The organism is Limnohabitans radicicola, from assembly GCF_014837235.1.
GTDB classification, from domain to species: Bacteria; Pseudomonadota; Gammaproteobacteria; order Burkholderiales; family Burkholderiaceae_C; genus Limnohabitans_A; species Limnohabitans_A radicicola.
Window position 1 is genome coordinate 1,005,056 of sequence record NZ_JACYFT010000002.1, and the last position, 11,664, is coordinate 1,016,719.

11 protein-coding genes are annotated in these 11,664 nt (G+C 59.0%); 2 read left to right on the plus strand and 9 right to left on the minus strand.

What is annotated here, in order from left to right; genetic code table 11:
- Nucleotides 1–24: 24 nt before the first annotated feature.
- Complete coding sequence (locus IC609_RS12565) at nt 25–675, minus strand: glutathione S-transferase family protein (RefSeq protein WP_191819807.1); 651 nt, start codon at nt 673–675, stop codon at nt 25–27.
- Nucleotides 676–685: 10 nt separating this feature from the next.
- Entirely contained in the window at nt 686–1,393 is a 708-nt protein-coding gene (locus IC609_RS12570) for an HAD family hydrolase (protein WP_191819808.1), read from the minus strand.
- A gap of 20 nt (nt 1,394–1,413) precedes the next feature.
- On the opposite strand from IC609_RS12570, the gene hemH reads away from it, so the two are divergent.
- Nucleotides 1,414–2,502, plus strand: a complete 1,089-nt coding sequence (hemH, locus tag IC609_RS12575) for a ferrochelatase (protein WP_191819809.1) — start codon at nt 1,414–1,416, stop codon at nt 2,500–2,502.
- Nucleotides 2,503–2,536: 34 nt separating this feature from the next.
- Here hemH and IC609_RS12580 read toward each other — a convergent pair whose 3' ends face one another.
- The 7 genes from IC609_RS12580 to IC609_RS12610 all read right to left on the minus strand — a co-directional run bounded on the left by IC609_RS12580 (nt 2,537) and on the right by IC609_RS12610 (nt 9,977).
- Complete coding sequence (locus tag IC609_RS12580; protein WP_191819810.1) at nt 2,537–3,403, minus strand: alpha/beta fold hydrolase; 867 nt, start codon at nt 3,401–3,403, stop codon at nt 2,537–2,539.
- 7 nt (nt 3,404–3,410) lie between these two features.
- Nucleotides 3,411–4,502, minus strand: coding sequence for a branched-chain amino acid ABC transporter permease (locus tag IC609_RS12585; RefSeq protein WP_191819811.1), 1,092 nt, complete (start codon nt 4,500–4,502; stop codon nt 3,411–3,413).
- Nucleotides 4,503–4,512: 10 nt separating this feature from the next.
- The gene (locus IC609_RS12590) at nt 4,513–5,499 is read right to left on the minus strand and encodes a branched-chain amino acid ABC transporter permease (protein ID WP_191819812.1); all 987 of its coding nucleotides are present in this window, start codon (nt 5,497–5,499) and stop codon (nt 4,513–4,515) included.
- Nucleotides 5,496–6,236, minus strand: a complete 741-nt coding sequence (locus IC609_RS12595) for an ABC transporter ATP-binding protein (RefSeq protein ID WP_191819813.1) — start codon at nt 6,234–6,236, stop codon at nt 5,496–5,498. Before IC609_RS12595 ends, IC609_RS12590 begins: the two co-directional genes overlap by 4 nt.
- A complete protein-coding gene (locus IC609_RS12600; protein WP_191819814.1) occupies nt 6,233–6,997 on the minus strand; it encodes an ABC transporter ATP-binding protein in 765 nt (254 codons plus the stop codon). Before IC609_RS12600 ends, IC609_RS12595 begins: the two co-directional genes overlap by 4 nt.
- Before the next feature lie 118 nt (nt 6,998–7,115).
- A complete protein-coding gene (locus IC609_RS12605) occupies nt 7,116–8,303 on the minus strand; it encodes a substrate-binding domain-containing protein (protein ID WP_191819815.1) in 1,188 nt (395 codons plus the stop codon).
- Between the two features lie 189 nt (nt 8,304–8,492).
- Nucleotides 8,493–9,977, minus strand: a complete 1,485-nt coding sequence (locus IC609_RS12610) for a sigma-54 interaction domain-containing protein (protein ID WP_191819816.1) — start codon at nt 9,975–9,977, stop codon at nt 8,493–8,495.
- A gap of 204 nt (nt 9,978–10,181) precedes the next feature.
- Between IC609_RS12610 and IC609_RS12615 the strand changes: the two genes are divergently transcribed.
- Nucleotides 10,182–11,366, plus strand: a complete 1,185-nt coding sequence (locus IC609_RS12615; RefSeq protein WP_191819817.1) for a tyrosine-type recombinase/integrase — start codon at nt 10,182–10,184, stop codon at nt 11,364–11,366.
- Nucleotides 11,367–11,664 lie beyond the last annotated feature (298 nt).

An 11,664-nucleotide genomic window follows, 5' to 3' on the forward strand; every position in this document is an offset into this window, starting at 1 on the left:
CCACCGCACGCTACCAGCGTCTGCTTATTTCATCCCCCGCGCCTGTATTTGCGCTGGCCGCTCCACACACAGCTTGAGCCAGCTTGACACCGCCGGGTACTGTGCCAGCAGCGCAGCCGCAGGACGAATCCAGCTGGCGACGCTGGCCACACACACGTCGGCCACGGTGAAGCGCTTGGCGGCCAGATAGGCTTCACCAATGGCGTTTTGGGCTTGCAGGTGCTTTTCCAGCACAGCCAGCGGCACTTTCAAACGGCCTTCTGCCCTGTCAGCCAACTCGGGCTTGCGCTGGTCTTCGGGCATGGCCATGCGGTGCATCAGCACAGTGAGTGCATCACTTTCCAATTCAGTCACCGTCCAAAAACTCCAGCGCAGAGCTTCGGCTTCTTCGCGCGGCGTGGCGGGCGTGATCGTTTGGCCATCGGCTTGGCCGTGCACACGGGCGATGTACAGGGCGCAAGCCATGCTCTCCCACACGGTGACAGTGCCTTCGGGGCGTTCATCGATCAGAACCGGGATGTGGCCGTTGGGGTTGATCGCCAGAAACTCGGGCGTGCGGGTCGCTCCCCCGGCGTAAGGTGTAGAGACGAGTTCGAAAGGCACACCCAACTCCAGCGCCGTCCAGATGGGGCGCGCAGCGCGGGATGGGCCAATGCCGTAAATTTTCAAAGTCATGTCGGTCTCCTCAAGGTTGGTATTCGGGCCAGCAGGCACACAGTTGATGCAAGTCTCGCACCTCCAGGTGCGGTCGGGTGTCACCGTGGCTCCAATCCTGGCCTTCGCGGTTGAGCCAGGCCACCTGCATGCCTGCGGCCAGAGCGCCCACGCAGTCTGCGTGCGCGTCGTCGCCGATGTGCAGCACCTCATGCGGCGCAACACCTGCGGCCTGTGCCCCCGCCACAAAAATGCGCAAGTCGGGCTTGGCCACGCCCAGCGACTTGGCGCTCACGCTGGCATGAAAGTGCTGGCCAATGCCCACGCGATGCACATCGGCGTTGCCGTTCGACAGCGCCACCACCGGATAACGCTGACTCCAGAACGCCAAGGCGGGCAGCGCGTCGTCAAACAGATCCACCCGCTGGCGCTCGGCAAAAAAGACCTCAAACGCAGGCTCGGCCAAGTGGCCCGGGTCACCGGCTTGCACCAGCAGCGCACGGATGGCCTCCAGCCGCAAAAAAGACAGGTCATGCGCCCGGTCGGCATGGCGGGCGTTGATCTCGGCGCGCACCGCTTGTTTGACCTCGGCTTGGCAAGACAACGCCGCCGTGGCGGGTGCGTGCTGGGTCAGCCAGTCCATCAGCACCTGTTCGGCGCGGTGGATGGTGGGCCAGACGGGCCACAAGGTGTCGTCCAGATCGAGGGTAATGGCGCGGATGCGGGAGAGGTCAAGCATGGTGAGGGAGAATACCCGACATGGCATTTCACAAAGAACCCTCCTTCCAGCACGGTCAGGCCGCCAAAACGGCGGTCTTGTATTGCAACCTGGGCACACCCAGCGCCCCCACAGCCCCGGCCCTGCGCAAGTACTTGGCCGAGTTTTTGGGCGACAGCCGCGTGGTCGAAATCCCCAAGCCCATCTGGTGGCTGATCCTGCACGGCATCATCTTGCGCGTGCGCCCCAAAAAATCGGCTGTCAAATACGCCAGCATCTGGACCGAAGGCGGCTCACCGCTCAAAGTCTTCACCGAACAACAAGCCCAGTCGCTGAGCACCACCCTGCAAGAGCGCGGCCACAGCGTCACGGTGCGTTACGCCATGCGCTACGGCCAGCCGTCCATCCCCGAGCAGCTGGACGCCCTCAAGGCCGAGGGTGTGCAGCGCGTGCTGATCGTGCCCGCCTACCCGCAGTACAGCGGTACCACCACCGCCAGCGTGTTCGACGCGGTCTACCGCTGGGGCCTCAAAACCCGCCTCGTGCCCGAGATGCGTTTTGTGAACCGCTACCACGACGACCCCCGCTACATCGCCGCGCTGGCGCAGACGGTGCGCGAACACTGGGCCACCCATGGCCAGGCTGAAAAGTTGGTGATGAGCTTTCACGGCGTGCCCGAGCGCACCCTGCACCTGGGCGACCCCTACCACTGCGAATGCATGAAAACCGGCCGCCTGCTGGCCGAGGCGCTGGGTCTGTCCAAAGACCAGTACAAGCTCACCTTCCAGTCGCGTTTTGGCAAAGCCAAGTGGCTGGAGCCCTACACCGAGCCCACGCTGATCGCCATGGCCCAGCAAGGCGTGAAAAAGATCGATGTGATCTGCCCGGGCTTCACCAGCGACTGCCTGGAAACGCTGGAAGAAATCCAGCAAGAAGCACAAGTGGCCTTTTTGCATGCAGGCGGCGAAAGCTTCAGCTACATCCCCTGTCTGAATAACAATGCGCAGTGGATCGAGGCTTTGGCAGACATCAGCCTGGGGCACATGCAGGGCTGGGATTTGTCAGCGCCGGATGCTGCAGCACTGGCCGCCAGCCGGATGCGGGCTTTGGCGCATGGCGCCAAAACCTGAAAACCACTTTCAGTCCCTCAAAACTTGCGGGTGATCAAACCGCCTCGATGAAGGCGGTCACCCATTCCAGCTGCTGCAGCACATTGAGTGCCGGAGCATGGCCACAGCCAGGGACTTCGATGTGCTTGAGCTTGCCACGGGCACCGGGTCCACGGCGGCGCATCTCGACCGCGGTTTCGGGCAACACCAGATCAGACTCGACACCGCGCAGCAGCAGCACAGGCACCTGGATGGCGTCGTAGTGCTCCCAGATCAGGTAGTCCTGGGGGTGCGCAGTGAACTGCGTCACCATGGCCGGGTCGTAGTGCGGCGTCACGCGTCCATCAGGTAGGCGGCGGGTGGACGTTTCGCTCAGGCGTCGCCACTGGGCGTCACTCAGCCAGCCATAGGGTTTGTAGACCTGGCGCAAAAACGCTTCGAGTTCGGTCACCGTGGCAAAAGCCGGGGGCGTGCCCGCATAGGCCTTGATGCGGTCGATGGCCGCCTGTGCCAGCTCGGGCGCGTTGTCGTTGAGGGTCAGGCTCAGAATGCGGTGCTTCAGTGTGGGCTCGACCAGCCCCGCCGCGCACAACGTGCCGATCGCGCCGCCCATGGAGGTGCCCACCCAGTGCACAGCACGCAGCTGCAAGCCATCCATCAGCTCACGCGCCAGCCGGGCGTAAAAAGCCAGGCAATACTCCTGCTCGGGCGCACTGCTCCACTGTGACAAACCGCGGCCCACCGTGTCGGGGCAGATGACCCGGTACCCCCTGGCGCTCAGGTGCGCCGCCAGCTCGTCCATGTCGCGCCCGGTGCGGGCCAGGCCGTGCCAGGCGATCACGGTGCCTTTGTCGGCCTTGCCCCAATCGGTGTAATGGATTTCGAGCCCGGCGCAGCGGATGTAGTTGGATGTGAACGTCATATCAGCCTCACCCCTTTTTCGAGGACGCCCAAGCCCGTAAGGCGGCACGGGTGCGCAGACGCCCCACCACCCCGGTCGGGAAGTAGTAGACCGACAGCACAAAGAGCAGCCCCAGCCACAGCAGCCACCGGTCAGGCGAGAGCAAGGACGACAGCAAAGGCAGCGCGGCTGTGGCATCGCTCGCGAGGCGCAGCAGGTCCTGCAAATAGCTTTGCGCCAGCAAGAACAGCACCGAGCCAATCGCTGCGCCATAGATGGTGCCCATGCCGCCAATGACGACGATCAGCAGCACGTCCATCATGATTTCAAAACTCAGGGAGGTGTCCGGCCCGTTGTAACGCAACCAAAGCGCCAGCATCGCACCAGCCACACAGGCGTAGAGCGCCGACAGCACACTGGACAGCGTGCGGTACACCACCACCCGGTAGCCAATCGCCTCGGCGCGGAACTCGTTTTCGCGGATGGCTTGCAGCACGCGGCCAAAGGGTGAATTGACGATGCGCAGGAGCGATAACAACATGCCGACCGCCAGCACAAACAGCAGGTAGTAGCAAAGCAGACGCCCGTCCAGCGACACGCCCAGAAACGGCTCTTCGCTGAACTCTGTGCTGGGCAGCAGCAGCTCGGGCAGCTTGAAGCTCAGGCCATCTTCACCGCCCGTGAAGTCAGACAGTTGCGAAGCCAGCGTCTGAAAAGCTGCCGCCACGGCCAGCGTGATCATGGCGAAAAAAATGGCCCGCACCCGCAGCGAAAACAGACCAATAGCCAGTGAAAGCACCAGAGTGAGCGCCAGCGACAAGGCAAAGCCAGCGGCCAAAGCGCCCCAAGTCGGACCCCAGGTGTTGGACGAGATGGCGATGCCATAGGCCCCAATGCCAAAGAACATCGTGTGCGCAAAGCTCACGATACCGGTGTAGCCCAGCAGCAGGTCAAAACCCGCCACCAACACCACAAAAATCAGCACCTTGGCGGCGACCGACAAGGCCTTGACGCCAGGGAACAGAAAAGGTGCAAAAGCCAAACCCAGCAAAGTGGCGATGAGTAATGCAGCCAGCAAACGGCTGCGCGGATGGTCGTTGGAAATCAAACGGTTGAACATGTCTGGACTTTCAACGGTTGGCCACGGGGTACACGCCCTGCGGACGCCACAGCAGAATGCCCGCCATCAGCGCGATGTTGGAAAACAGCGCCAATTTGGGGGCCAGAAAGCCGGTGTAGTTGGCCATCAAACCCACCAGCAAAGCCCCGATCAGTGCCCCGCCCGTGGAGCCGAGCCCACCGATGATGATGACGATGAAGATCAGCACGTTGACCTGGGCACCCATCTGCGGCACGACGTTTTGCTGGTACAGGCCCCACATGACACCACCCAGACCTGCCAGGGCGCTGCCCACCACGAACACCCCCACAAACAGGCTGCGGATGCGGTAGCCCAGCGACTCGACCATCTCGCGGTCCTGCACGCCCGCGCGAATCAGCAAGCCGATCTTGGTGCGGCCCAGCACCCACATTTGCGCAGCAAACACGGCCAGACCCACGGTCACGGCCAGCAGGCGGTATTTCTCGATGGCCGCATCGCCCCAGAACACCGAGCCACGCATGGCTTCGGGCAAGGGCAAGGCGATCTGCAGCGGCCCCCAGATGACCTTGATGAGTTCCTCGCCAATGATCATGCCGCCCATGGTGATCAGGATCTGCTTGAGGTGCTGGCCGTAAACAGGCCGCACGATGAAGCGCTCAAAAGCCAGACCCACAGCGGCGGCCACGGCCATCGCGATCAACATCGCGGGCAGCACCGCCACCATGTTGCGCCACCACTCACCCGAGCCCGTCCAGTCGCCCATGGCCCCCAGCACACTGGTGGCCACAAAAGCCCCCAGGGCAATGAACAGGCCGTGACCAAAATTGAGCACGTCCATCAGGCCAAACACCAGCGTCAGGCCCGAGGCCATAATGAAGATGATCATGCCCATGGCCAGGCCCGCCACCGTGAGCGTGAGCCAGGTCGAGCCCGATCCGATCAGGGGCCAGGCCAGGAGCGCCAGCAAAGGCACCAGCAGCAAAGGCCGGGTATCGATGTCTTGCAGGAATTTCATAAGGCCAGCCCCAACAGGGATTGCTGCAAGGCCGTGTCTTCGGCCAGCGCCTGCATGCGGCCCGCGTGCACCACACGGCCGTTGTCCATCACGGCCACGGTGTCACCCAGCTGCTGGGCGAAGTGGATGTTTTGCTCGACCAGCAAAATCGTCACACCGCTGGCCTTGAGCTGCTGGAAGGCGTCGATCATGTTCTGGATGATGGCCGGGGCCAGGCCCTTGCTCGGCTCGTCCACGATCAGCAGATCACGCGGCTCCACAATCGCCCGCGAGACCGCCAGCATCTGCTTTTGGCCGCCGGACAATTTGCCTGCCGGGTGGTTCCAGAACTTTTCCACCGCAGGGAAGAGTTTGAAAATCCACTGCAAGCGCTCCTCGTCCATCTGCGCCGCGTTCTTGGCGCTGCGGGCGGCCAGCAGCATGTTTTCCTTCACGCTCAGGTCCGAGAAGATGCCCATGTTTTCCGGCACATAGGCGATGTTCTTTTGCGCAATGGCAGGCGTGTTGAGCTGCGTGATGTCTTCACCGCCAAAGGTGATGCGCCCAAGTGACGCCTGCCACAAGCCCATGATGGTGCGCAGTGTGGTGGTCTTGCCCGCGCCGTTGCGCCCCAGCAGCATGGTGAGTTCGCCACGCGGCACGGCGAGTTGAACCCCGTGCAGGATGTGGTACGCCCCGATGTGCGTGTGCACACCTTCCAGGGTCAACAAATTTTTGTCCATGTTTGGCGTGCTCATGCAGCCTCCTTGGCTTTGCCCAAGTAAGCTTCCTGAACAATCGGCGAGGCGATCACCTCGCCGGGTTCGCCATCGGCCACCAGCGTGCCGTTGTGCAGCACGATGATGCGGTCGGCCAGCTCGCGCACCACATCCATCTTGTGCTCGACCAGCAGGATGGTCTTGGTTTTGTCTTTCTTGAGCTGGCGGATCAAATCGAGGATCACCGGCGCTTCGTCATGGCTCATGCCTGCGGTGGGCTCGTCGAACATGTAGACCGAGGGCTCCAGCGCCATCAACAGCGCCACTTCGAGCTTGCGCTGGTCACCGTGCGGCAGGCTGGCCACGGGGGCATGCTGCTGCGCGGTCATGGACACGGATTGCAGAATGTCCAAAGCGCGGTTCGTCAAGGCAGCGTGGTCGCTCCAGATGCTCCACAGGTTCAAACCCCGGCGGTGTGCGCCCTCTTTTGTGGCCTGCACGGCCAAGCGCACGTTCTCCAGCACCGACAGGTTCGGGAACAGGTTGGTCAGCTGAAACGCCCGGCCCAGGCCCGCACGGGTGCGCGCCGAAGCCGTCAGGCCCGTCAGCTCGCGCCCGTTCAGGTGCACCGTGCCATCGGTGGCAGGCAACTGCCCCGAGATCAGGTTGAAGTACGTGGTTTTACCCGCCCCGTTGGGGCCGACGATGGCGGTCAGCGTGCCGGGGGCAAAGCGGCACGAGACCGAATTGACCGCCACATGACCGCCAAACCGCACGGTCAAGTTTTGGGTTTCAAGCATTCCATCCATCAAAGCGTTCGTGGGAGAGGCCCTTGTGGGAGCGGCGCCCTCGCCGCGATGAGGCACTCGCAGAACAAAAAATCGCCCCGAGGGCGGGGCTCCCACAAAGTTGTTGCAATCAGCGCTTGTTGCGGATCGGCACGTTCATTTCTTCGGGCTTGATCTCGCGGATCAACTCAGGCACGCCCCAGGCAAAAGCCGGGTCGACCTTGATCTTGAAGTGGTACATGCTCTGCATGGCTTGGTGGTCTTCCTTGCGGAAGGTCATCTTGCCCTTGGGCGTGTCAAAGCTCATGCCTTCCATGGCACCGATCAGCTTGTTGGCACTGGTGTCGCCATTGGTTTTCTTCAACGCCGTCACCAAGGCCATGGCCGACGAGAAGCCGCCTGCGGTGAAGAAGTCCGGCGGGGTCTTGAACTCTCGGTAGTGCATCGACACCATGGCGTCGTTGACCGGGTTCTTGGGCATACCGAAGTAATAGTAAGCCGCGCCCTCCATGCCAGGGAACTGCTTGTAGGCCACCATGGCGGGCAGGATGTTGCCCCCCGTGGCGATCTCGATGCCGTAGCGCTTCAAGTCCATGTCGGCGATCTTGAAGGGGTTGCCACCGGCCCAGATGATGAAGATGATCTTGCGACCGGGCTGGCCCTTGAGCTTGTCGATCATGCGCTGCGCACCGGCGGTGAAGTCGGTGGTTGCGGGGGGCAGGTACTCTTCGTGCACCAGCTTGGATTTTTTCAGCGCTTCCTTGAAGGCCTTGACGCCATCACGACCAAAAGCCGAGTCTTGGGCCATGGTGACGATGCTCACGCCTTCCTTGTCCACCGCCACGGCATTGGCAATCGCGTCCTGGCTGCTGTTGCGGCCAGTGCGGAAGATGTATTTGTTCCATTTTTCGCCGGTGATGGAGTCGGCCACAGCCGGTTCAACCAACAAAATCTTTTTGTACTCTTCAGCCACCGGCAGCATGGCCAGAGCCACAGGCGAGGCGGTTGGGCCCACGGCCAGGTCCACCTTGTCGTCGCCATAAGCGGCGGCCAACAGGTTCTTGCCCAAATCAGGCTTGCCCTGGTCGTCTTTTTCAATCACCACGATCTTGCGGCCACCCACCGTCATGGTGCCGCCTGTGGCGTAGTCCAGGCCCATCATCAAGCCCGTCTGGGTCTGCTTGCCATAGGCTTCTAGCGGCCCGGTCTTGCTGTAGATATGGGCGATCTTGATGTCCTTGCCCTGGGCCATGGCCAGGGGGCTGAGCACGGAGCAGGCGGCCAGTGCGGCCAGCGAGATGAGTTGACGACGGAACATGGTGGGTCTCCTTGGGTATCAGGGGTGGTTAGATGTCCATGCACATGCTGTGCCAAAACCCATGGTCTTGGCAAGCACCTGCAAGTCTTTGATTTTTAGAGAAATTTTGTGATGAAAGCCTGAGAATGCACTTCCATCATGTCTCAATTAAATGCACTTATTGTCCAAAATTAATGCACTGCCTTAATTTCAGCCATTCTGACCCAGACACTGGTACAGTTTGGCCCGTGAGATGCCCAGCTGTCTGGCCGCAGCCACTTTGTTGCCACCCGTGCCTTGCAAGGCGGCCTGAACGGCCTGCCGCTCCAGCTCGGCCACTTGCACCCACAAAGGGGCGGTGGCCTGACCAGAAGGTGCCGGTAGCGCTGGGACTGACGAGGACGCTGGCGGTGCGATCTGGTCCACCCCGGCATCGCTGAGCACAGAGCGAACCAACGCCACATCCACCTGAGCCGACTCGGTGCGGACCATCAACTGCTCCAACACGTTGCGCAGCTCACGCACATTGCCGCGCCAGCCCTGCCCCATCAGCAAAGCCATGGCTTCGTGACTGAGTTCGGGCTGTACCTGGCCATTGCGGCCGCAGATGTCTTCAAGCAAGACCTCCACCAAGGCTGGAATGTCTTGCACCCTCTCGCGCAAGGCCGGCACTTTAACCGGCAACACGTGCAGACGGTAGAACAGATCTTCGCGAAACTGACCGGCCCGCACCAGCGCGGGCAAATCGCGCGAGGTGGCCGCCACGATGCGCACATCCACTGGCAGCAGGCTGTTGGAACCCAAGGGCTCGATCTCGCCTTCCTGCAAAGCCCGCAGCAGCTTGGCCTGGATGCCCAAAGGCATGTCGCCGACCTCGTCCAAAAACAGGGTGCCGCCATCGGCCAACTTGAATTTGCCGTCTCGGCCTTTGCGCTCGGCGCCAGTGAACGCGCCAGGCGCCACGCCAAAGAACTCGGCTTCCAAAAGCGTCTCAGGCACAGCGGCGATGTTGACGCTGACCAAAGGACCACGTGAACGGGTGGATGCCGCATGGATCGCATGGGCCAGCAGCTCCTTGCCTGTGCCTGTCTCACCCAGCAGCAGCACGGGTGAGTGGGTTTGTGCAGTCCGGCGCGCTTGCCGCTTGACCTCGGCAGCCGCTGCGCTGGCGCCCACAAAACTGGCAAAGCTGTACTTGGCTTGGCGCGCGCCCGATGCCGATCTGCGCTGGGCCGCCAGGGCGTCGCGGGTCTCGTCCAGCTCGCGTTGCATCAAAGCAAACTTGCTCATCAGGGGCTGCAGATTGGACTGGGGCTGATCGAACAGCACCACGCCCAAAGCACCGATCACCTGCCCAGCCTCGTCGCGCAAAGGAAAACGGCTGACCACAAAAGTCCCCGCCTGATTGGTGAGCAAGTCCACCAAAATGGGCTTGCCAGTTTCAATCACCTGGTGCATCTGGGTGTTTTGCACCACGCTCGACACCGGTTGCCCGACAAAATCGGATTCTTTGGAAAAACCCAGAGCAGGCAAATAGCGGCGGTACTGGTCGTTGATCCAGACCACCCGCCCCGAGCGGTCCACCAGCAGCATGCCTTCGCTGGCATTGGCAAACACATCAAACAAGGATCGCGCCGCCAGGGTCAGGATGCTTTGCACATCGGTGGGCAGCTGGGCAGACAGGCTTGGGCTCATGCCCGCATCTTAATGCGACCTGCCCGACTCACCCGCTCATCGAATGTGCCACGCGGGGCTTGCTGACATCTCAGTCCAATCAACCCCGTCTACGGCGAATTCACTGCTCACTGTGTCTTGAATTGGTGATTTGATATGTGCCAATCCTCATGCGAAAAATCACGGGATTTTTGACTGTGCGTGGTAAAAATTGAAAGCGTATAAATGAAGAAATCCGTTGACATCCGCACACTTAAAAACATCAGCCATCCGACCAGGTACACAATCCCAGACACCAGAGGGTTGCATCTATGGGTAAGAACTGACCTCAAGAAGTATTGGGTGCTCAGGTACACCTTCAATGGTTCAAGGTTCGATCTAAGCCTTGGCAACTTTCCTGCTGTAACGCTTCAAGAAGCTAGAAAGCAAGCAACAAAGATTCGTGCTAAGTTGCTTGCTGGTGTCAACCCTGTTGATGAACGGAAACTCAGTAGAGCCGAGACAAAACGAACAAAATCCTGCAAATTCGAAACCTATGCGATTCAGTACATTGACAGAGTCAGACCAAACTGGATGCTTGATAAGAACGAAAGAAGCTGGATTAGTGCAATAAAAAAATACACATTCCCCGAAATTGGGAAAATTTCATTAGAAGAAATAACTACTGAACATATCGTAAATATACTTAATCCGATATGGCAAGAAAAACACCAAACTGCTACAAGAATTAGGGCAGTCATGGAACGAATTTTCTCAGCATCAATTACAGCAGGCTTAAGAACCAAGCCTAATCCCGCCATCTGGAATGGACACCTTGAAAATCTACTTCCAAAGGTAAAGTACATAGTAAAACACTATCCAGCAATGAAATACATGGAAATTCCAGATTTCATAAATTATCTTTATCATTTGAAAACAACTTCATCTCTAGCAATTCAGTTCTTAATTTTGAATGCATCAAGAACCTCTGAAGTATTAAAAGCAAATAGAAATGAAATATCATCAGATTTATGGATTATTCCTGCCGATAGAATGAAAGCTGGCAAAGAGCACATAGTGCCACTTGGAGAAAGATCCAAAGAACTCATATGTAAAGCCATTAATAACGATGTCGATAGCAGTTATATTTTTTCCATTGATGGGAAACATTTATCACATCAAACTATGGCGAAAGCTTTAGCAAAATATTCAAAGGGCGTAACCATACATGGATTTAGAAGTACATTTAGAGACTGGGTAGCAGAAGAAACAATGCATTCAAATGAGGTTGCCGAAATGGCTTTGGCACACATCATTAGCAACAAAGTTGAAGCGGCCTATCGTAGAGGCAATTTACTTGAAAAGAGAAGAATTATGATGCTTGAATGGGAACGTTATTGCTATTCAAAAGTTATGAATAAAATCCCGTGATTTTTCGCATGAGGATTGGCACATATCAAATCACCAATTCAAGACACAGTGAGCAGTGAATTCGCCGTAGACGGGGTTGATTGGACTGAGATGTCATATGTAAGCATACACCGTTTTATACGGGTCAGCGGGCCTCCAATCAGAAATTACCACGGGGATTACCACTGACTATGCCTGACACAGCCTGAGCCCAACCTGCTTAAACGAAGCGGCTTAGCGGTCCACATACAACAAGTTACCACAGCTATTCCCACACACTCAGACGATTACCCCCATGCGCATTGCCAGCGGCTTAGAC